The organism is Nocardia sp. NPDC059229 (genome assembly GCF_042754165.1).
In the GTDB taxonomy this organism is placed as follows: Bacteria; Actinomycetota; Actinomycetes; order Mycobacteriales; family Mycobacteriaceae; genus Nocardia.
Window position 1 is genome coordinate 477,820 of sequence record NZ_JBHZAK010000003.1, and the last position, 19,048, is coordinate 496,867.

The following is a 19,048-nucleotide window of genomic DNA, read 5'->3' on the forward strand; positions in this document are numbered from 1 at the left end:
GCTTCCTCGGGTAGAGCACGGGTTTGAGGGCTGTTCGGGTGGGGATGCCGGGGGCACTATGGAGCCATGGCCGGAGTCGAAATCAACGACATCTTCGTCCGGCGCACACTGGCCGACGGACGGGTGGAAGAGGTCGCGTGGACGGAACTGGCAGAGGTGCGGATCATTACGGCGGCCGACGGCCCGTTCGCGGGGGACGTGTTCTTCGTGTTGATCGGGGCGACCGGTAAGGGGTGTGTGGTGCCCTACTCGGCCGCCGACACCGCGTTCCTGGCCAAGCTGCAGTCACTCCCGGGCTTCGACGACGCGAAGGTGGGGGAAGCGATGGTGGGCAGCGCCGACCGGCATTTCCGGGTCTGGCAGCGTCGGCACCACCGCGCGAATTAGGCCACCAGGTCGGCGTATTCGGGGTGCTCCCCGATGTACTTCTCGACGTACCAGCAGGTGGGAATGATCGAGAAGCCGTCCGTGCGCGCGTCGTTCAGCGCGAACTCGACCACCTGCGCGGCCACGCCGCGGCCCCGGAACTCGGGAAAGGTGAGGGTGTGCTGGATGTCGCGGACCTTGGTGTCGCCGTCCACCCGCTCCGCGTAGTCGGCGTAGCCCGCGAGAGTGCCGTCCAGGTAGATCTCGTAGCGGGTCGCGTCGGCATTGTGTTCCAGCTTGGTGCTCATGACCGGTGTGAACTCCCTTGTGATGCGGATTGTTCCGGCGGGCCGGTCAGAGGACCGCGCCCGGATTGAGTATCCCGTGCGGATCCAGCGCGTCCTTGATCCGGCGAGTGAGCGCCATCACATCGGGGCCGAGCTGATCCGGTAACCAGGCCTTCTTGAGCCGGCCGACGCCGTGTTCGCCGGTGATCGTGCCACCCAGGCCGATGGCCAGCTCCATGATCTCGCCGAACGCGAGGTGCGCGCGCTCGGACTCCTCCGGGTCGGCGGGGTCGTGGACGATGAGGGGATGGGTGTTGCCGTCGCCCGCGTGCGCGATGACGGAGATGAGCACCCGCCGGTGCGCGGCGATTTCGGCGATGCCGGTGACCAGGTCGCCGAGCCGGGGCAGCGGCACGCCCACGTCCTCGAGCAGTAGCGGCCCTTTGCGTTCCACGGCCGGGATGGCGAATCGCCGTGCCGCGCAGAAGGCTTCGCCCTCCTCCGGATCGTCGGTGCGGAAAGCCTCGGTGGCCCCGGCCTTTTCGCAGGCGGCCAGCATGATGTCCGCCTCGTGCCCGGCGTGTTCGCCCGGGGCGTCGGACCGCGCCACCAGCAGCCCCGCCGCGTTCCGGTCGAGTCCCATGCGCAGCTCGTCCTCGACGGCATTGATGGCCACCGAATCCATGAATTCCAGCATGGAGGGCCGCAATTGGCCGGTGATGGCCAGGATCGCGTCGGTCGCCGCGGTGAGCGTGGGGAAGGTGGCGACCACGGTGGACTGCGGCGGCTGCGCGGGCAGCAGCCGCAGGGTCAGCTCGGTGATGATCCCCAGCGTCCCCTCGCTGCCCACGAACAGTTTGGTCAGCGAGAGTCCCGCCGAGTCCTTGAGCCGCGGCCCGCCCAGCCGCACCGCGGTCCCGTCGGCCAGTACGACCTCCATGCCGAGCACGTAATCGGTTGTGACGCCGTACTTCACGCAGCACAGCCCGCCGGCATTGGTGGCCGCGTTCCCGCCGATGGAGCAGATCTCGAAGGAGGACGGGTCCGGCGGATACCACAGTCCGTGTTCGGCCACGGCCCGCTTGACCTCGGCGTTCAGCAGTCCCGGCTGCACCACCGCGGTCCGCGTCACGGTGTCGACGCTGATCTCCCGCATCTTCTCGGTGCTCAGCACCAGTGCTCCGGGCTGCGCGGTGGCCCCGCCGGACAGTCCGGTCCCGGCCCCGCGCGGCACGATCGGCACCCGATGCTCGGCCGCCCACCGCACGGTGGCCGCGACCTGCTCGGTTGTCAGCGGCCGCACCAGCGCGAGCGCGGTCCCGGCCTCCGGATCCAGCGCCCGATCCTGCCGATATCCGGTCAGCACGTCCGGATCGGTCACCACCATGCCCGCCGGGAGCAGACCGCTCAGTGTGTCGAGATCGATGTCCACACTCAGGAACGTACGGGCTTCCGGCTGATTTGTCCGGAAGCCCGTACGACAAGCGGGAGTTCTCAGTGTGCGGTGGCGGCCTTCGGCAGGGCGAGTGCGGCGGTGAGCACGACGGCCAGCACCGCGGCCCCGCCGAGCGCGGCCATCTCCATGGCGGTCACGTAGCCACCGGTCCCGTGGTGCGCGCCCAGGGCGCTGAAGAAGACCACCCCGAGAACCGTTGCGCCGATGGCGTTTCCGAACTGCTGCGAGGTGGTCAGCACGCCGGCCGCCATCCCGGCCTGCCGCGCCGGAATCCCCGACGACAGCACGGCCCCGACCACCGACGGAATGGTCAGCCCATTGCCGGTGCCGACGATCATCATGCCGGGGATGAGCGCGAGCACGGTCACGTGCTGGCCCATGGTGGCCAGCACGGCCAGGGTCAGCGCCAGCCCGGTGAGGCTGGTGAGCGTCCCCACCACCATGACCCGATTGCCGATCCGGGCGGCGACCCGCGGCGCGAGGAAGAACGAGCTGCCCGCGAAGCACAGTCCCAGCGGCGCGAAGGCGAGCCCGGCCGTGAGCGGTGAGAGCCCGAGCCCGTTCTGCAGCATGAGCGTCAGGCACAGCATGAATCCGGCGAAGAAGGTCAGGTACCCGCCCGCGATCACCAGTCCGAGGCTGAACCCGCGTTCACGCACCATGCCGGTGTCGAGGACGGGTTCGCCGCCGCGCGTGGCCAGCCGGTTCTCGTAGCGCAGGGTGATCAGCAGCACCGGGATCGAGCCGAGCATGCTGACCCAGGTCCACACCGGCCAGCCCTCGGGGCGCCCCAGCGTGATCGGGACCAGCAGCAGTGCCAGCGCGGCCGAGATGCCCAGCGCGCCGATCGGGTCCAGTTTCGGCCGGTGGGTCGGCTCGTGCCGGGGCAGCCAACGCGCGGCCAGGGCGGCGGCGATCAGCCCGATGGGCACATTGATGTAGAAGATGGTGCGCCAGCCCCACCCGAACAGGTCGGCGTCGAGCAGCACCCCGCCCAGTACCTGACCCGAAACCGCGCCGATGCCGATGGTGGCGCCGAAAGCGGCCATGGCCCTGGGCCGTTCGCGCGGCGGGAAGAGCGTGTTGATGAGCGCGAGCATCTGCGGCACCATGAGCGCCGCCGTGCCGCCCTGCAGAATGCGGAAGGCGACCAGCGCCCAAGCATTGGGCGCGAGCCCGCACAGCAGTGAGGCGAAGGTGAAGGCGAGCATGCCGACCACGAACAGCCGCCGGTGTCCGTGCAGGTCGCCGAGCCGGCCGCCGGTGATCAGGCCCGAGGCGTAGGCGAAGCCGTAGCCGCCGACGATGAGTTCCAGCGCCGATTCACCGGCGTGCAGGTCGTGTTCCAGCGAGGAGGCGGCGACATTGACGACGAACCAGTCGAACATCGCCATGAACATGGCACTGAGGATGACGGGCAGCGCGCGCCAGCGGGCGGCGAACTCGAGGGGGCCGGTCGCGACGGGAGCCGTTGCGGCAAGCCGGTTTTCGAGGGTGGTCACGTCGTTCTCCCGAGCGTGAAGGGGGGAATGGGGGTGGCGGGCGCGCCATTGCGCCGGAAACTCGAGTCTTGTAACTAACCGGTTGGTTAGAGATATTCCACGGGGATCCCCGGCTTGTCAACCAGTTGGTTGGTTACCATCGAGGGCATGGCAGGCACCAGGGATCCCGAGGCCACGAAGGCGCGCATCTTCGAGGCCGCGACCGCGGAATTCGCGCAGTACGGGATCGCCGGGGCGCGGGTGGACCGCATCGCGCGCAATGCCAAGGCCAACAAGCAGCTCATCTACGCCTACTTCGGCGACAAGGAGAAGCTCTTCCATCAGGTGCTGGAGGAGACCATGCTGGCCGTCGCCGGCTCGGTGACCACCGATATCGAGGACCTCGACACCTGGATCGACCAGCACATCGACTACCACCGCGAACATCCCGAACTACTGCGCCTGCTGCAGTGGGAGGCCCTGGAACTGGGCCGGGAACACGCCTCGGCGGGCGAATTGCGCTGCGGCCGTTACCTGGAGAAGCGCGAGAAGGTCGAGGTGGCGCAGGGCAAGGGCCTGATGCGCGCGGACATGCCGTCCGGTCAGGTGCTGATGCTACTCATGTCGATGATCAACTATCCGCTGGCCGTTCCGCAGGTCAACGCCTTCACCATCGGCGTGGACGCCGATCCGGAGGAGCAGCGCGCCTGGATCAAGGACGCCATCCGCCGCATCGTCGCGCCCGAGTCCGCGGCGTCGGCTGCCGGGCCGGACGCGGGCACCGGGGCGTAACCGCTCGTACTCGCGCAGTACACTGCCGCGGTGTCCGATGCCAAGCTAGAGATCCAAATGCTGCACGACCGCGTCATGGTCAAGCTCAACCCCGAGGCGGGCGAGCGGCGCAGCAGCGGCGGCATTCTCATCCCGGCCACCGCGCAGGTGGCCAAGCGCCTGTCGTGGGGCGAGGTCTGCGGCGTGGGTTCGCATGTCCGCGCGGTGAGCGTCGGCGACCAGGTGCTGTTCAGCGCCGACGATCAGTTCGAGGTGGAGATCCAGGCGCAGGCGTATTACGTGCTGCGCGAACGCGATCTGCACGCCGTCGCCAACTCCCACCCCGAGCACGGCACCGGCCTCTACCTGTAGTCGATCGAATATCAACGGCCCGAGTTCTTTTCGAGAACGCGGGCCGTTGTCGTACCGGTGTTTCAGACCGTCTTGATGATGCCGCCGTCGATCACATAGTCCGCGCCGGTGATGATGGCGGCCTGCTCGGAGGCCAGGAAGGTCACCAGCGCCGCCACCTCCTTCGCTTCGGCGATGCGGCCGGAGGTGATATTGAACTGCGCCGGAATGGCGTTCAGGAACTGCTCGTGGTCCATGCCGTTGGCCGCGGCCAGCTTTGCGCCGAGGTGGTCGGGGCTGCGCCAGATGTCGGTGCCGACCGGCCCGGGCGACACCGTGTTGACGCGGACGCCCTGCGGACCGAACTCCTCGCTGAGCCGCTTACCGAAGTTGGTGAGCGCGGCCTTGGCCTCGCTGTAGCCGGCCGGGCCGGCCGCCGGAATCCGGGCGTTGATCGAGGACACGGTCACGATCGCGCCGTGCCGCTCGATGATGCTCGGCAAGGCCGCGCGGGTGGTGGTCACGACGCCGAACAGGTTGAGGTCGAACAGCTTTCGCCACTGCTCGTCCGGGATGTCCAGGAACCCGCCCAGGGTCAGCTGGTCGGCGTCGCCGCCGCCCACATTGTTGACCAGGATATCGATGCCGCCGAGCTCGGACAGCGCCGCCTCGACCGCGGCCAGCGCGCCCTCGGTGGTGCTCAGATCGGCGGAAACCGCTGCTGCCGCGACCTTTTCGAGCTCCGGGGTGACATTGCGGGCCACGCCCACGACGCGCACGCCCTCATCGGCCAGCGCTTCGGCGACGGCCAGTCCGATGCCCCGGCTGGCGCCGGTGACGAGGGCGGTCTTGCCGTTCAGTCCGAGATCCATGATTCGTACCTTTCTTGAACTGTAGGTCAAAAACTGGGGTAGAAGAAAGGGCCGCCGGATGCGGCCCGTGCGTCGGTCAGAGGGTGGTCAGTGCGGTGTCGATAATGCGGTACAGCGTCTCCGCGTCCGCGATCTTGGCCATGATGCGAAGGCCGCCAATGGTATTCATCAAGAACTCGCTGTAGGCCAGGACGTCGAGTTGCGTCGGGACATCGCCGTCGCGCTGCCCCTGCTCGATGCGCTCGATGAACGCCTCGACCAGGTGTGCGTGCGCGACCGTCACCGCCTTGGTCGCCTCGGCATCATGCCCGCCGAGCTCCATGGCGGTATTCACCACCAGGCACCCCCGGCGGACCGGCTGCGCCAGATCGTTGTCGACGGTCCACCGCATCCAGGCGCGAAGTCGTTCGCGGGTCGTCCCCGGCTGTGACAAGACCTCCCGGGCCAGTTCCACCCCGGTCCGGTCGTACCGTGCCATGCACTGGTCGAACAACTCCCGCTTGCTTCCGAAGGTGTTGTACAGACTGCCTTTTCCGACTCCGCAGGCTTCCGCGAGCTGGGCGGGGGAGGTGTTCGCATAGCCATGTGTCCAGAACGTCTCCATTGCACGTTCCACCACGGCGTCTTCGTCGAAGCTCCGTGGTCGGCCCATGAATGCAAAAGTACCCCGTTCTAGACCTGGAGGTCAAGAACGGGGTACTTCGCGAAACCGCTACAGCGCCTTCAGTTCCTCGGTGACCGCACCGACGGACTTCTTGGCGTCGCCGAACAGCATGGAGGTGTGGTCGGCGTAGAACAGCGGGTTGTCGATGCCGGCGAAGCCGGAGTTCATCGACCGCTTGAGCACGATCACGCTCTTGGCCTGGTCGACGTTGAGCACCGGCATGCCGTAGATCGGAGACGAGGCGTCCTCGCGGGCGGCCGGGTTGGTGACGTCGTTGGCGCCGATGACCAGGGCGACATCGGTGCGGGCGAACTCGCCGTTGATGTCGTCCATTTCCTTCATGGCGTCGTAGGAGACCTCGGCCTCGGCCAGCAGCACGTTCATGTGGCCGGGCATACGACCGGCGACCGGGTGGATGGCGTACTTGACCTCGACGCCCTTGGCCTCGAGCAGGGCCGCCATCTCCTTGACCGCGTGCTGGGCCTGGGCCACGGCCATGCCGTAACCCGGGACCACGATGACCTGGTTGGCGTAGGCCATCTGGATCGCGGCGTCCGCGGCGGAGGTGGCCTTGGCCTGCTTCTGCTCGCCGCTGCCGCCCGCGCCCGGAGCCGTTCCGCCGCCGCCGAATCCACCGGCGACGATGGCGGGGATCGACCGGTTCATGGCCTTGGCCATCAGGTTGGTCAGGATGGTGCCGGACGCGCCGACGATCATGCCGGCCACGATCATGGCGGTGTTGTCCAGCGCCAGACCCGCGGCGGCCGCGGACAGACCGGTCAGCGCGTTGAGCAGCGAGATGACGACCGGCATGTCGGCGCCACCGATGGGCAGCACCACCATCAGGCCGAGAATGCCGGCCAGCACCAGCACCGCGATCATCCAGTACTGCGGCACGCCGGTGTCGGTCGCGCCGATGCCGATCACCACGGCCGCGGCGATCGCGCCCGCCAGCAGCAGCAGGTTCAGCGGCTGCTGCAGCTTGCCCACGCCGATCGGCTTGCCGGGCAGGATCTCCTGCAGCTTGCCGAAGGCGATGACCGAGCCCCAGAACGAGACCGAGCCGATGATGGCCGCGAACAGCGAGGCGATCACGATGTGCACCGTGGGCTGCTCGTGCACCGCGGAAAAGCCCTTGGTGTCGAGGAATTCGGCCCAGGCGATGAGCGCCACCGTGCCACCGCCGACGCCGTTGAACGCGGCGACCAGCTGCGGCATGGCGGTCATCTTGGTGAAGCGGGCGGGCGGAACGCCCAGCAGTACACCGACCACCAGGCCCGCGACGATGATGATCCAGTTATTGGTGTGCCGGATGGAGATGAGCGTCGCGACGACCGCGATGACCATGCCGGTCGCGGCGATCTGGTTGCCGCGCACCGCGGTCTTGGGACCGGTCAGGCCCATCAGACCGTAGATGAACAGCGCGAACGCGACGATGTAGAGGATATTGACCAGATTGTCCATGGCTCAGCGGCCCGCCTTCACAGATTCATCGCTGCGCTTCGCTTCGCCCGCAGCAGGCTTCTTCGCCTTGAACATGCCCAGCATGCGGTCGGTCACGACGAAACCGCCGATGACGTTCAGGGTTCCGAACACGACGGCGACGAACAGGATGATCTGCATCAGCACCGACGGGTGCTGCACCTTGCCGAACACCACCAGCGCGCCGAGCACCACGATGCCGTGAATGGCGTTGGTGCCGGACATGAGTGGGGTGTGCAGGGTGTTGGGCACCTTGGAGATCACGGCGAAGCCCACGAACCCGGACAGCACCAGGATCGCGATATTCGCCAGCAGTTGGGTGTACATCAGGCTTCCACCTCACGCGTGACGCAGGAATCCGCCAGCACCTGATCCTCGAAATCCGGTGCCAGCGCACCGTCTTTCAGCATGAGTTCGAGCAGGGCGGCGATGTTCTTGGAGTACAGCTCGCTGGCGTGCTCCGGCATGGTGGCCGGCAGGTTCAGCGGCGAGGCGATGGTGACGCCGTGACGCACAACGGTTTTGCCGGGTTCGGTCAGCTCGCAGTTACCGCCGGTCTCACCGGCGAGGTCCACGATCACGCTGCCGGGCTTCATTCCCTCCACGGCGGCCGCGGTCACCAGGCGCGGGGCCGGGCGGCCGGGCACCAGCGCCGTGGTGATGACCACGTCGAAGCCCTTGATGGCGTTCTCGAGCGCCTGCTGCTGCTGGGCCTTCTCCTCGTCGGTGAGCTCGCGGGCGTAACCGCCCTCACCGGCGGCGTCGATGCCCAGGTCCAGCCACTGCGCGCCGACCGAGCGCACCTGGTCGGCGACCTCGGGGCGGACGTCGTAACCGGTGGTCCGGCCGCCGAGGCGCTTGGCGGTGGCCAAAGCCTGCAGACCGGCGACACCCACGCCGAGCACCAGCACGGTGGCGGGCTTCACGGTGCCCGCGGCGGTGGTCAGCATGGGAAAGAAGCGGGTGGACTCCGACGCGGCGAGCAGCACGGCCTTGTAGCCGGCGACATTCGCCTGCGACGAGAGCGCGTCCATCACCTGGGCGCGGGAGATACGGGGAATGGCTTCCACCGCAAAGGCCTGCACACCCGCGCTCTTCAGCGCACCGATCTTGTTGTCGGCGTTGCGAGGTGCGAGGAACCCGATCAGCGTCTGCCCCGACGACAGCTTGGCGATCTCGCTGTCGTTCGGCGCGGCGACCTTCACGACCACGTCGGCGCTGTACGGATCACCCAGCGTCGCACCGGCTTCGATGTACGCCTCGTCCGGAATCAACGCGCCCAGACCGGCACCGGCCTCGACGATCACCTCGACGCCCTGCTTCAGCAGGGCCGGGATGATCTTCGGCACCAATGCGACGCGTCGTTCGTCCGGGTTCGTCTCGCGAACCACTCCGACGCGCGCACCGCGGGGCGCAGCGGTCTGTGCGCTCTGCGTTGTGTCCACTAGTCAAACTTCCTTCTCGTGGTGAGCCCAGGTCACCCTCATGTCGGGGCCGCTTCACCGGTCCAACGGTGGGCCGAACTTACTCGGTAGTAAGTTCGTGAGAATTCTCGCAACTGTACCTGGTTCGGCGTGAGCGTAGCGGAGATGCCCGTCACATGGTGTGGCGAGAAAACCGGACAACTCCATGCTCGACCGGGGTTCGATCGGCGACAAGTACGAAGAATTCCGCGTGCTACTCACCGGTAGGTGCGTTGCTGGTTGTGCCCACATCGGGGGCGTGTAGGGGGTGTCGCACATCACTTGTACGCCGTAATGTCTGCATGGTGAGTGGCTGCATGTTCTGCCGGATCGTCGCGGGCGACGCACCCGCGACCAAGATCTTCGAAGACGACACCCTGGTGGCATTCCTGGACATCCGGCCCATCACCCGCGGGCACACCCTGGTGATCCCCAAGCGCCACGCCACCGATCTCGACGAACTCGACCCGGCCCTGGGCGCACAGCTTTTCGCCTTCGGCCATCGCCTGGCCAAGTCCATGCGCCGCGCCGGCCTCGCGGCCGACGGCGCCAACCTGCTGATCAATGACGGCAAGGCCGCCTTCCAGACCGTTCACCACGTGCACCTGCACGTGATCCCGCGCCACCACGGCGACATCCTGCGCTTCGCCAAGGGTTTCGTCCTGCGCCGCCCGCACGACACCGAGCGCACCGCCGTGGCACTGCGCTCCGGACTGGACCGGCTCGCCGACGAAGAAAGGGAGACCACCGCATGACCGACACGGTGCCGGACCGCGCCGAGATCACGGCCCTCTTGTCCGACCAGTGGGACGCCCTTACCCGGCTGGTGGACGGCCTGGACGAGAACCGCTGGCGCACGGCCTCACCGCTGCCCGGCTGGACCGTGTTCGATGTGCTCGCCCACGTGATCGGCACCGAATCGATCCTGCTGGGCGAGCCGACCCCCGATCTCGCGGTGGCCGGCGAGCACATTCGCAACGACATCGGCGCGCTCAACGAGAAGTGGATCGACTCGCTGCGCCCGCTCGCCGGTTCGCAGCTGCTGGAACGGTTCCTGGACATCACCGGCCGCCGGCTGAAGATGCTGGAGCAGACCACCGACGAGGCCTGGGCCGAACTCGTGCCGACCCCGGTGGGCATGGCCCCCTACGGCCGGTTCATGCGGATCCGCCTGTTCGACTGCTGGATGCACGAGCACGATATCGCCGACGCGCTCGGTGTGGCCGTCGACGAGGGCGGCACCCGGGGCGCGACGGCCTTCACCGAACTGCTGACGGTGCTGGGCAAGGCCGCGGTCAAAGGCGCGGGCGCACCGGACGGTTCGCGTATCACCTTCGAACTCACCGGTCCGGTGCCGCAGACGCTGCACGTGGCCGTCGACGGCGGCCGGGCGAGCCTGGTGGAAACCCTCGACGCCCCGGCGGGTCTCGTGGTGACCATGGACTCCGATCTGTTCGCCCGCCTGCGGGGCGGCCGCACCACCGCCGACGCGCACGCGGGGGAGATCACGCTCACCGGCGACACCGACCTCGGCGCCCGCCTGGTCCGCAGCCTGGCCTTCACCATCTGACCCGTGCGACTGTTCCTGTCCAGCTACCGTTTCGGCGCGCACCAGCGGCGACTGCTCGAACTGGTCGGCGATCCCGGACCGGTGGCGGTCATCGCCAATGCCTGTGATGCCTGGCCCTCGGCCTGGCAGGGTGCGGTCACCAGCGACCTGGTGCCATTGCGCGGCCTGGGCTTCCGGCCCGATGTGCTGGATCTGCGCGACTACCTCGGCCGTCCGGCCGAGGTCGAGCAGCGGCTGCGCGAGTACCCGATGGTGTGGGTGCGCGGTGGCAACACCTTCGTGCTGCGCGCCCAATTCGCCCGCAGCGGAGCCGATCTCGCCCTGACGACGCTGCTCGCGGAGGACGCGCTGGTTTACGCGGGCTACAGCGCGGGCGCCTGCGTCATGACCCCCGACCTGCACGGCATCGAAGCCATCGACGACCCGGACGAGGTGCGCACCGCCTGCGGCATCGAACCACGCTGGGACGGACTGGGTCTGGTCGATCACCGCATCGTCCCGCACCTGGATTCGCCGACCGACCCCGAGGGGTTGTCCCGGAAACTGGTGCGCGAGTATGCCTCCGCGGGAATCCCGCACTGGGCGCTGACCGACGACCACGTTGTTGTCGTCGACGGCGATCGGACCGAGATCCTGACCTAGCGGTCCTCACATGGAAAAAGCCCGCGCACGCCGTCGGCGTGCGCGGGCTTTTCTGCCCGACAGATGGTCAGTGCCCCTTGTGCCGGATGCCGTGGCCGAGAGCGACTGCGGCCGCACCGAACGCGCCGATGGCCAGGGTCGCGAAGCTGGCGACGTACGCGCCCTCGGTCGGGACCGCGGCGTGCGGGCCGAGGTGCAGGACGTGGGCGGTCAGGATGGAGCCCGTGATCGCACCGGCGATCGAACCGCCGGCGGTGCGCACCAGCGAGTTGATGCCCGAGGCGATACCGCTCTCGCTCATCGGCACGTGCTGCACGGCCAGGGTGCCCAGTGCCGCGTAGCCGATGCCGAAACCCGTGCCCTGCAGCACATTCGCCATGATCATGTCGAACTTGTGATCGTGCGAGACGGCCAGCCAGCCCATGGACAGACCGGCGAAGACCGCGCCGATGGCCAGGGTGTAGGCCGGACCGATCTTGGCGGAGATGCGGCCGGTATTGAAGGAGAAGAAGGTCATCAGCGCCGCGCTCGGGATGCCGTAGAGGCCGACCGAGAGCACGGTGCCGGACAGGCCGTAGCCGACCTTGTCCGCCGGGGTCTGAATGAAGTTGGACACCAGCGAGAACGCGCCGAACATGGAGAAGCCGAGCAGTGCGGAGGCAACATTGGCCGACAGCGACTGCGGCCCGACCAGCAGTTGCAGGCGCACCAGCGGCTGTTCGACCTTGAGCTCCACGAACACCCAGATGGCGGCGAGCACCGCGGCGGCGGCGAACAGCGTGATGACCGAGCCGGAGCCCCAGCCCCAGCGCGGGCCCTCGCTGATGCCCAGCAGCAGGCAGACCAGCAGGGCGGCCAGCAGTGCGGCGCCGACGAAGTCGGGCTTGCCGCCGTGGCGGACGCCATTGTTCCTGGCGCTCACCTGGATCAGCACGGTGGCGATCACGCCCAGGCCCGCGGTCAGCCAGAAGACCGGGTGCGGGTCGGTGGTGTGGTCGGCGATGACGCCGGTGGCCAGCAGGCCGATGGTGCCGCCGACGCCCATGGTGCCGGACACGATTCCGATTGCGCTGACCAGTCTTTCGCGCGGGAAGGTGTCGCGGATGATGCCGATGGCGAGCGGGATCATGGCGGAGGAGATGCCCTGCAGGGCGCGGCCGACGATGTAGACCGGCAGCGAGGTGGCGAAGGCGCAGACGACCGAGCCCGCGATGAGCACGCCCATCGCGACCATGACCATGGGCTTCTTGCCGTACATGTCGCCGAAGCGGGAGAGCAACGGGGTGGCGACCGCACCGGAGAGCAGGGCGGCGGTGAACAGCCAGGTGACACCGGCGACGTCGGTGTGCAGCTGCGTGATGAAGCGCGGCAGTAGCGGAATCACGACGGTCTGCTGGAGTGACACGACCAGGCCGGCCGCGCACAGCGCGAGCAGTGTCAGGCCGAGGTGGGCCTTCGAGTGGTCTGCGGGTTTGGTCCCTTCGACCTGACCGACAGCGGTCGTAGTCATGCAGCGATCCTTTGGTTTACTTACCAAAATTAAGTAAATGGGTTTCGTAAGATAACCACATGCCGCGACCGGAAGCCACTCCCGCCAAACAAGTTGATGCAGCTCACATAGTGGAACTGGAGCGTGCGCTGGCCCGAGTCGCCTATCTGCTGACCCGGGTCCGCCGCCACGATCAAGCCATGGTGCAGTGCGGGCTCACCATGGATCGGGCCAGTGTCCCGCTGCTGCGGCTGCTCGCCGACGCCGGCGAACCCATGCGCCTGGGCGAGCTCGCCACCCGCCTAGATGTGGAGGCCCCGCACGTGAGCCGCCAGATCCAGCGTCTGGAGAAGGCGGGCTACGTCGAGCGTGTTCCCGACCCGGACGACCGTCGCGCGCAACGGGTCCGCCCCACCGCCTCCGGCCGGCGCGCCGTCGAAGCCGTGCGCCAGGTCCTGCGCGGCTGGATGGCCGAGGCCCTCACCGACTGGACCACCGAGGACCTCCAGGCCCTCGCGGTCCTCAACCACCGCATGGTCGACGACTTCCTCGACCACGCCGAAGTCATCGGCGACCTCGGCGCGACCGCGCGAGACCGGCCCGGCCGCACCGCCTGACCCCGCGGCTATCGGCCCGCAGGCGCTCGCGCGGGTGCGGCGACGGCGTGAGCGCCCCAGGCGCACAACAGCATTGCCACCAGCGGGACTGCCATCGCGGCGGTCAGCGGCATGGCCTTGTCGAGCCAGCCGATGATCGCGGGCCCGGCCAGCAAGCCCACATACCCGAGCCCGAACACTCGCGACATATCGGTGGCGGCGGTGCGCGAGCCCAGGTTCCCGGCGGCGGTGAACACCTGCGGCACGCCGCCGGACAGCCCGATACCGCACAGCGTCCACCCCAGCAGCGTGAGCGGCAGCCATCCGGAGGCCACCACCAGCCCGAAACCGACGGCCGCCAGCAGCGTTCCCCAGCGCACGATGGCCACTCGCCCGAACCGCCCGCTCACCCGGTCCGTGCCGAATCGGCCGAGCGTCATGGCCAGCGAGAACCCGGTGAACGCCAGCGCCGCCGTCCCCGCCTCCACCCCGAGCCGCCCCTGCACCTGCAGCGCACTCCAATCCGCGGCCACACCCTCCGCCATCAGCAGCGCGAACGCGATCAACCCGAGCGCCAGTACTCTTCGCCCGATCCGTGTGCCCGCCGGTGACCCCGGCCTCGGATGCCCTCCGTCCCGCCCACCCGGGGCAACGGCGGCAGCGTCGGTGAGTCCGCGGGGCAGGGTCGATTCCGTCACGGCGTCATCGACGGCGCCGCGAATGGGCAGGCCATCCGCGCGCGGGTCGACCGGAGTGCTCGGGAAGTGCTGGGCCGCCGCAGGGTCGGCTCGGTTGCCTTCGGCTGCCCACACGTTCGGGGCCGAGTGGGTCGCGGGAACGGTGGGCGGGAGCAGGCGCGGAATCGCGATGGCCACGGTGGCGAGGCCGAAGGCACTCGACAGGGCGAAGGTCGTGTGCAGCGGCCAGTGGGCATGCTGGGTCGCCGCGCCGAAGGCGGAGCCGAGGAAGCCGCCGCAGGAAAAGAAGGCGTGGAAGGCCGACATGATGGGGCGGGCGTAGGCGCGCTCGATGTGGACGGCCTGGGCGTTCATGGAGACGTCGATCGCGCCGTTGGCGACCCCGAAGGCGGCCAGGGCCAGTCCGAGGGTGAACGGGGAGGTGGCGTGGGCGGGGCCGAGCAGGGCCAGGGACAGCAGGGTGGCAGCGGTGGCGGTGAGGGTGCGGCTGCCGAGCCGGTCCGCCAGGGGCCCGGCGGCCTGCATGCCCAGGATGGCGCAGGCCGCCATGAGCAGGATCAGCATGCCCAGGGTGGTGGGTGACACGCCGGTACGCCCGGTGACGGCGGGGATGTGCACGATCCAGACGGCCGAGAGCATCCCATTGAGGCCGAACACCGCGAACAGCGCCAGGCGCGCCTTCCGGATCCGGGGGGCGGGCGTCGTAGCGGCCATCGGTACGACGCTACCGGGTGTTGTCCCGGCATCTCCCTGGTTTCCGCAACCCCTCGCGGCTTCGTCGGCGCTCGGGGCTGCGATCCGAATCATCTGGAGTACAACCTGTTTGATTTCGAGTGTAGGCGGGGGCACCGACAGGTTATGCGCTCGCCGGGACCGCCCAGGCGCCCGAGCTCGCCACCTCGCGCACATACTCCGCGAAGTCGCGCGGCTCCCGGCCCAGCGCCCGCCGCACCCCGTCGGACAGGTGCGAATTCCGCCCGTCGAGCACCGTGCCGAACAGGTAGTCCAGCAGGCTGATCTCCTCGCCGGGCACCCCGTACGAGGTCAGCGCGGCCACGAAATCGGTTCGGGTGAGCGGAACGTAGGCGATCTCTCGCCCGGTCGCCGCGCCGATCTCCGCCACCGCCTCGGCGAAGGTGAGCGCGCGCGGGCCGGTCAGCTCGTACACCTGTCCGGCGTGCCGGTCGTCGAGCAGCGCCGCCACCGCCACCTCGGCGATATCGTCCGCGTGCACGAACGGCTCCGGCACGTCCCCGGCGGGCAGCGCGACCTCACCGGCCAGGATGAAATCGGCGAACGCGCCCTCGCTGAAGTTCTGTGCGAACCAGGCGCACCGCACCACGGTCCACTCCAGGCCCGAATCCTGCACGATGGCTTCGCATTCCAGCGCCTCGGGCTCGCCGCGACCGGACAGCAGCACCAGCGTGCGCACGCCGGCGGCGACGGCCCGATCGCAGAACGCCTTGATATCCGCGGGCGCGCCCGGAACCGCCAGATCCGGCTGGTAGGCCAGGTACACGGCATCCACTCCCGCCAGGGCCGCTGCCCAGGTGCCGCGGTCGGTCCAGTCGAACGGGATTGCGGCCGTGCGTGAACCGGCCCGCACCGCCACGCCGCGCGCGCCCAGCAGGGCGGCCACCCGATGCCCGGTCTTACCGGTCGCACCGAGCACGAGAACGGTGTTTGCGCTGTTCGAGGTGTTTTCGATGATCATGTATCGAGTACACCGGGATTCGGCGAGCACGAACATGGTTGAGAAGCGCACGGGCATTTGCCATCGTCTTCGGTATGGATGCGTTGGCCAGCCTGCTCGAAGGACCACGCGCGCGAGCCGCATTCGTGATGCGCTCGTCGGTCGACCCGCCCTGGTCCCTGCGCATCCGCGACGAGGCCCCGCTGACCGTGGTGGCGGTGGTGCGCGGCGGCGGCTGGGTGACACCGGAGCCCAAGGGCGGCAAGCCGACTCCGCCGCGACAGCTGCGCACCGGCGACATCGCCATCTTCCGGGGCCCCGACCACTATGTCGTCGCCGACGATCCGGCCACGCCGCCGCAGGTGCTCATCGAACCCGGCAATATCACCACCACCATGGACGGTGAAGTGCTGTGCGAGGCACTGAGTCTGGGGGTGCGGAGCTGGGGCACCAGCGTCGACGCCGAGACCGTGCTGGTCACCGGCACCTACGAGCACGAGTCGGCGGCCAGCCGCCGCCTGCTGCGGGCGCTGCCGCCGGTCGCGGTGCTCGGCCGCGGCGAAGTCGATGCCCGGGTGCTGGATCTGCTGGTCGACGAGGCCGCCAAGGACCTGCCCGCCCAGAGCGTCATGCTGGATCGACTATTGGATCTACTGCTCATCGCCGCCCTGCGCGCCTGGTTCTCCCGTTCCGACGCGCCCGCCTGGTATCACGCCTACGGCGATCCGCTGGTCGGCCGCGCATTGCGCCTGATGCAGCACAATCCGGCCCACCCGTGGACGGTGGCGTCGCTGGCCGCCGAGGTCGGCGTCTCCCGGGCCGCCCTGGCCCGCCGGTTCACCGAGCTGGTCGGCGAGCCGCCGATGGCCTTCCTCACCGACTGGCGGCTGGCCCTGGCCGCCGACCTGCTGCACGAAACCGACGCCACCCTGGAATCCATTGCCCGCCGGGTCGGCTACGGCAGCGCCTTCGCCCTGTCCACCGCCTTCAAACGCCACTACGGCATCAGCCCCCGGGACCACCGCGCCACCCCTGACGAACGCTCCGCCTGAGTGCCTCGAACGGTCGCGGGCGGAGCAGCTAAGGTTCGTTTCGGCATGCCCTCGCTCAAAGGTTCGCGGCCGTCTCGATTCTGGACTGCGGCTTGATGGACCTCCGCCTTGGATCGACGGAGCGCACGGCTCCATAGGCCTGCGCCTCGGAGGAGTGGAGGGAGGGAAGAATCGAGACCTCGGGGCCGCGAACCCGCCCGGAGCGAAGCGGAGGGCAAAAATGACTCAGCATCAGGGATACCCGGTGCTCTGGCCGGTGCCGACGCGCTGGGCCGACAACGACCACTACGGTCACGTGAACAACGTGACGTACTACTCGTACTTCGACACCGCGGTGAATGCCTGGCTGATCAGCGCCACCGGCACCGATATCCGCGACCTGCACGCCATCGGCGTGGTGGCGCAGACCTCCTGCACGTTCCTCGGCTCGATCAGCTTCCCGGACATGCTGCGGGTGGGCATCCGGGTCGCGCGGCTGGGCAACTCCAGCATCAACTACGAGCTGGCCGTCTTCCGCGACGCCGGCGACAGCCTGGAGCTGGCCGCCACCGGCACCTTCACCCACGTCTACGTGGACGAGCAGACCCGCAAGCCGGTGCCGATCCCGGCGGTCATCCGCGCGGCGGCCGAGCCGCTGGTGGTCACCGCGCCCGCAGAGGGCTAGACCCGGCCGAGCAGGGTCAGCGGATCCTCCAGCAGGGCCGCGATGCTCGCCAGGAAGCGCGAGCCCTGTTCGCCGTCGATCATGCGGTGATCGAAGCTGAGCCCCAGGCTGGTCACCCAGCGCACGGCCAGCTCGTCGCGATACACCCACGGGCGCTTGCGGATGGAACCCAGGCACAGGATGGCCGCCTCGCCCGGATTCACCAGCGGCACACCGGTATCCACGCCGAAGACGCCGACATTGGTGATGGTGAAGGTGCCGCCGGTCAGGTCGGCGGGCGTCGCGGTGCCGCTCCGCGCCTTGCCGGCCACCCCGGCGATCTCCAGGCACAGATCGCGCAGCGTGAACCCCTGCGCGTCCTTGAGATTCGGCACCAGCAGCCCGCGTTCGGTCGCGACCGCGATGCCCAGATTCACGTAGTGCTTGGTGACGATCTCCTGATTGGGTTCATCCCAGGCCGCATTGATCTCGGGGAACTCGAGCAGCGCCGCCAGCGTCGCCCGCGCCACCAGCGCCAGCGGAGTCAGGGTCAGGCAGGTGAAGCTGGGTGTGGCCCGCAGATGCTCGAGCAGCTCCATGGATGCGGTGAAATCCGCGGTCACGAAGGTGCTGGCCTGGGGAATGTGCTGGGCGCTGGCCACCATGGCAGCGGCGGTGCGCTTGCGGATTCCACTGATGGGCGTGCGGGTTTCGCGTTCGGCCGGGGCGGCGCGTCCGCCGGCCGCCGGATGCATGGGCAGCACCTCCGGGGCGGGATGCGGCGCCGGCAGGGCGGTGAGGGTGGCGGGCGGCGGCGGGGTGTGGATCGGAATGTGGCCCGTCCCAAGGGCTTCGGGCCGCATCCCGTACAGGTCCTCCACGGTGACCGCGCCCTGCGGCCCGGTCCCGATCACCGCCCCCAGATCGATCCCGATCTCGCGGGCCAGTTTCCGGGCGGCGGGGGTGGCGGCGGGCCGTCCGGCCGGGGCCGAGCTGCCGAGCCCCTCGGGGCCGTCCGAGCCCATGGCGCGCGGGCGCGAAACGGTCGGTGCGTCAGTCGTTTTCGCGGCGGCCCGGGCGGCCCGGCGGGACACCGGCTCGCTGTCGGGGCCGTAGCCGACCAGGACCGACCGCCGCTCTGCGGGCGGCTGCGCGCCGGTCTCATCGTTCGTCTCCGGACCGGCGCTCGGCGCCGCGGCAGCAACGGTCCGCACCGCCACGCCGATCCGGATGAGCAGCGCGCCGACCGGCACAGTGTCGCCCGGTTCCGCCAGTAGTTCCAGCACCCGGCCCGCGTACGGGCTCGGTAGCGCCACCTGCGCCTTGGCGGTCTCGACCTCGGCGATGATCTGGTTCAGGTCCACGGTGTCGCCGACCGCGACGGACCACGACACCAATTCCGCGTCGGCCAATCCCTCTCCGAGATCGGGCAAACGGAATTCCATGACCTGCTGCTGATCTTCCACCGGGCT

21 protein-coding genes are annotated in these 19,048 nt (G+C 68.9%); 9 read left to right on the forward strand and 12 right to left on the reverse strand.

The window, feature by feature from the left end:
- Nucleotides 1-66 precede the first annotated feature (66 nt).
- The gene (locus ACFXHE_RS11030; protein ID WP_379382005.1) at nt 67-387 is read left to right on the forward strand and encodes a hypothetical protein; all 321 of its coding nucleotides are present in this window, start codon (nt 67-69) and stop codon (nt 385-387) included.
- Here the strand turns inward: ACFXHE_RS11030 and ACFXHE_RS11035 are convergent.
- From ACFXHE_RS11035 to ACFXHE_RS11045, 3 genes are all read right to left on the reverse strand, one after another.
- Nucleotides 384-674, reverse strand: coding sequence for a GNAT family N-acetyltransferase (locus ACFXHE_RS11035; protein ID WP_379382006.1), 291 nt, complete (start codon nt 672-674; stop codon nt 384-386). The two genes, ACFXHE_RS11030 and ACFXHE_RS11035, sit on opposite strands and share 4 nt — an antisense overlap.
- Before the next feature lie 46 nt (nt 675-720).
- Entirely contained in the window at nt 721-2,040 is a 1,320-nt protein-coding gene (locus ACFXHE_RS11040; protein ID WP_379382118.1) for an FAD-binding oxidoreductase, read from the reverse strand.
- 107 nt (nt 2,041-2,147) lie between these two features.
- Nucleotides 2,148-3,611 carry an MFS transporter gene (locus tag ACFXHE_RS11045; RefSeq protein ID WP_379382008.1) on the reverse strand — a complete coding sequence of 488 codons (1,464 nt, stop codon included), beginning with the start codon at nt 3,609-3,611 and terminating at the stop codon, nt 2,148-2,150.
- A 147-nt stretch (nt 3,612-3,758) separates the two neighbouring features.
- Here ACFXHE_RS11045 and ACFXHE_RS11050 point away from each other — a divergent pair, with 147 nt between their 5' ends.
- Nucleotides 3,759-4,382 (forward strand): TetR family transcriptional regulator, encoded by a 624-nt coding sequence (locus ACFXHE_RS11050; protein ID WP_379382010.1) that lies wholly within the window; start codon nt 3,759-3,761, stop codon nt 4,380-4,382.
- Between the two features lie 30 nt (nt 4,383-4,412).
- The gene (locus tag ACFXHE_RS11055) at nt 4,413-4,733 is read left to right on the forward strand and encodes a co-chaperone GroES (RefSeq protein ID WP_328601883.1); all 321 of its coding nucleotides are present in this window, start codon (nt 4,413-4,415) and stop codon (nt 4,731-4,733) included.
- Between the two features lie 62 nt (nt 4,734-4,795).
- Here ACFXHE_RS11055 and ACFXHE_RS11060 read toward each other — a convergent pair whose 3' ends face one another.
- The 5 genes from ACFXHE_RS11060 to ACFXHE_RS11080 all read right to left on the reverse strand — a co-directional run bounded on the left by ACFXHE_RS11060 (nt 4,796) and on the right by ACFXHE_RS11080 (nt 9,175).
- A complete protein-coding gene (locus ACFXHE_RS11060; RefSeq protein ID WP_379382012.1) occupies nt 4,796-5,584 on the reverse strand; it encodes an oxidoreductase in 789 nt (262 codons plus the stop codon).
- 76 nt (nt 5,585-5,660) lie between these two features.
- Nucleotides 5,661-6,236 (reverse strand): TetR/AcrR family transcriptional regulator, encoded by a 576-nt coding sequence (locus ACFXHE_RS11065; protein ID WP_379382014.1) that lies wholly within the window; start codon nt 6,234-6,236, stop codon nt 5,661-5,663.
- Nucleotides 6,237-6,296: 60 nt separating this feature from the next.
- Complete coding sequence (locus ACFXHE_RS11070) at nt 6,297-7,712, reverse strand: NAD(P)(+) transhydrogenase (Re/Si-specific) subunit beta (RefSeq protein ID WP_379382016.1); 1,416 nt, start codon at nt 7,710-7,712, stop codon at nt 6,297-6,299.
- Nucleotides 7,713-7,715: 3 nt separating this feature from the next.
- The gene (locus ACFXHE_RS11075; protein ID WP_040855936.1) at nt 7,716-8,057 is read right to left on the reverse strand and encodes an NAD(P) transhydrogenase subunit alpha; all 342 of its coding nucleotides are present in this window, start codon (nt 8,055-8,057) and stop codon (nt 7,716-7,718) included.
- The gene (locus tag ACFXHE_RS11080) at nt 8,057-9,175 is read right to left on the reverse strand and encodes a Re/Si-specific NAD(P)(+) transhydrogenase subunit alpha (RefSeq protein WP_379382018.1); all 1,119 of its coding nucleotides are present in this window, start codon (nt 9,173-9,175) and stop codon (nt 8,057-8,059) included. The genes ACFXHE_RS11075 and ACFXHE_RS11080 overlap by 1 nt, the downstream gene beginning before the upstream one ends.
- A gap of 323 nt (nt 9,176-9,498) precedes the next feature.
- Between ACFXHE_RS11080 and ACFXHE_RS11085 the strand changes: the two genes are divergently transcribed.
- Genes ACFXHE_RS11085 through ACFXHE_RS11095 form a run of 3 tightly spaced genes read left to right on the forward strand, consistent with a single transcriptional unit; the run spans nt 9,499 to nt 11,405 of the window.
- The gene (locus ACFXHE_RS11085) at nt 9,499-9,948 is read left to right on the forward strand and encodes an HIT family protein (protein WP_379382020.1); all 450 of its coding nucleotides are present in this window, start codon (nt 9,499-9,501) and stop codon (nt 9,946-9,948) included.
- Nucleotides 9,945-10,763 (forward strand): maleylpyruvate isomerase family mycothiol-dependent enzyme, encoded by an 819-nt coding sequence (locus ACFXHE_RS11090; RefSeq protein WP_379382022.1) that lies wholly within the window; start codon nt 9,945-9,947, stop codon nt 10,761-10,763. Before ACFXHE_RS11085 ends, ACFXHE_RS11090 begins: the two co-directional genes overlap by 4 nt.
- Before the next feature lie 3 nt (nt 10,764-10,766).
- Complete coding sequence (locus ACFXHE_RS11095) at nt 10,767-11,405, forward strand: Type 1 glutamine amidotransferase-like domain-containing protein (protein WP_379382024.1); 639 nt, start codon at nt 10,767-10,769, stop codon at nt 11,403-11,405.
- A 67-nt stretch (nt 11,406-11,472) separates the two neighbouring features.
- Here the strand turns inward: ACFXHE_RS11095 and ACFXHE_RS11100 are convergent, their stop codons facing one another.
- Nucleotides 11,473-12,915, reverse strand: a complete 1,443-nt coding sequence (locus ACFXHE_RS11100; protein WP_379382026.1) for an MFS transporter — start codon at nt 12,913-12,915, stop codon at nt 11,473-11,475.
- Nucleotides 12,916-12,974: 59 nt separating this feature from the next.
- Here ACFXHE_RS11100 and ACFXHE_RS11105 point away from each other — a divergent pair, with 59 nt between their 5' ends.
- Entirely contained in the window at nt 12,975-13,511 is a 537-nt protein-coding gene (locus ACFXHE_RS11105; RefSeq protein ID WP_379382028.1) for a MarR family winged helix-turn-helix transcriptional regulator, read from the forward strand.
- A gap of 8 nt (nt 13,512-13,519) precedes the next feature.
- On the opposite strand, the gene ACFXHE_RS11110 is transcribed toward ACFXHE_RS11105, so the two are convergent.
- On the reverse strand, nt 13,520-14,902 hold the full coding sequence (locus ACFXHE_RS11110) for an MFS transporter (protein WP_379382030.1): 1,383 nt from the start codon (nt 14,900-14,902) through the stop codon (nt 13,520-13,522).
- A 142-nt stretch (nt 14,903-15,044) separates the two neighbouring features.
- Nucleotides 15,045-15,902: an NmrA family transcriptional regulator gene (locus tag ACFXHE_RS11115; protein WP_379382032.1), complete on the reverse strand. Its 858-nt coding sequence runs from the start codon at nt 15,900-15,902 to the stop codon at nt 15,045-15,047.
- Between the two features lie 74 nt (nt 15,903-15,976).
- Between ACFXHE_RS11115 and ACFXHE_RS11120 the strand changes: the two genes are divergently transcribed.
- Together ACFXHE_RS11120 and ACFXHE_RS11125 are read left to right on the forward strand one after the other, a co-directional pair.
- Nucleotides 15,977-16,933 (forward strand): cupin domain-containing protein, encoded by a 957-nt coding sequence (locus ACFXHE_RS11120; protein ID WP_379382034.1) that lies wholly within the window; start codon nt 15,977-15,979, stop codon nt 16,931-16,933.
- Nucleotides 16,934-17,153: 220 nt separating this feature from the next.
- Complete coding sequence (locus ACFXHE_RS11125; protein ID WP_379382036.1) at nt 17,154-17,597, forward strand: acyl-CoA thioesterase; 444 nt, start codon at nt 17,154-17,156, stop codon at nt 17,595-17,597.
- Here ACFXHE_RS11125 and ACFXHE_RS11130 read toward each other — a convergent pair.
- On the reverse strand, nt 17,594-19,042 hold the full coding sequence (locus ACFXHE_RS11130) for a dihydrolipoamide acetyltransferase family protein (protein WP_379382038.1): 1,449 nt from the start codon (nt 19,040-19,042) through the stop codon (nt 17,594-17,596). The two genes, ACFXHE_RS11125 and ACFXHE_RS11130, sit on opposite strands and share 4 nt — an antisense overlap.
- Nucleotides 19,043-19,048 lie beyond the last annotated feature (6 nt).

Excerpts from the sequence above, each read along its gene's own strand:
- ACFXHE_RS11105 (WP_379382028.1), top strand. The coding sequence starts at position 12,975 with ATGCCGCGACCGGAAGCCACTCCCGCCAAACAAGTTGATGCAGCTCAC.
- ACFXHE_RS11100 (WP_379382026.1), bottom strand. The coding sequence starts at position 12,915 with ATGACTACGACCGCTGTCGGTCAGGTCGAAGGGACCAAACCCGCAGAC.
- ACFXHE_RS11035 (WP_379382006.1), bottom strand. The coding sequence starts at position 674 with ATGAGCACCAAGCTGGAACACAATGCCGACGCGACCCGCTACGAGATC.
- ACFXHE_RS11030 (WP_379382005.1), top strand. The coding sequence starts at position 67 with ATGGCCGGAGTCGAAATCAACGACATCTTCGTCCGGCGCACACTGGCC.
- ACFXHE_RS11120 (WP_379382034.1), top strand. The coding sequence starts at position 15,977 with ATGGATGCGTTGGCCAGCCTGCTCGAAGGACCACGCGCGCGAGCCGCA.
- ACFXHE_RS11040 (WP_379382118.1), bottom strand. The coding sequence starts at position 2,040 with ATGGTGGTGACCGATCCGGACGTGCTGACCGGATATCGGCAGGATCGG.
- ACFXHE_RS11075 (WP_040855936.1), bottom strand. The coding sequence starts at position 8,057 with ATGTACACCCAACTGCTGGCGAATATCGCGATCCTGGTGCTGTCCGGG.
- ACFXHE_RS11060 (WP_379382012.1), bottom strand. The coding sequence starts at position 5,584 with ATGGATCTCGGACTGAACGGCAAGACCGCCCTCGTCACCGGCGCCAGC.
- ACFXHE_RS11090 (WP_379382022.1), top strand. The coding sequence starts at position 9,945 with ATGACCGACACGGTGCCGGACCGCGCCGAGATCACGGCCCTCTTGTCC.
- ACFXHE_RS11125 (WP_379382036.1), top strand. The coding sequence starts at position 17,154 with ATGACTCAGCATCAGGGATACCCGGTGCTCTGGCCGGTGCCGACGCGC.
- ACFXHE_RS11110 (WP_379382030.1), bottom strand. The coding sequence starts at position 14,902 with ATGGCCGCTACGACGCCCGCCCCCCGGATCCGGAAGGCGCGCCTGGCG.
- ACFXHE_RS11065 (WP_379382014.1), bottom strand. The coding sequence starts at position 6,236 with ATGGGCCGACCACGGAGCTTCGACGAAGACGCCGTGGTGGAACGTGCA.
- ACFXHE_RS11115 (WP_379382032.1), bottom strand. The coding sequence starts at position 15,902 with ATGATCATCGAAAACACCTCGAACAGCGCAAACACCGTTCTCGTGCTC.
- ACFXHE_RS11070 (WP_379382016.1), bottom strand. The coding sequence starts at position 7,712 with ATGGACAATCTGGTCAATATCCTCTACATCGTCGCGTTCGCGCTGTTC.
- ACFXHE_RS11050 (WP_379382010.1), top strand. The coding sequence starts at position 3,759 with ATGGCAGGCACCAGGGATCCCGAGGCCACGAAGGCGCGCATCTTCGAG.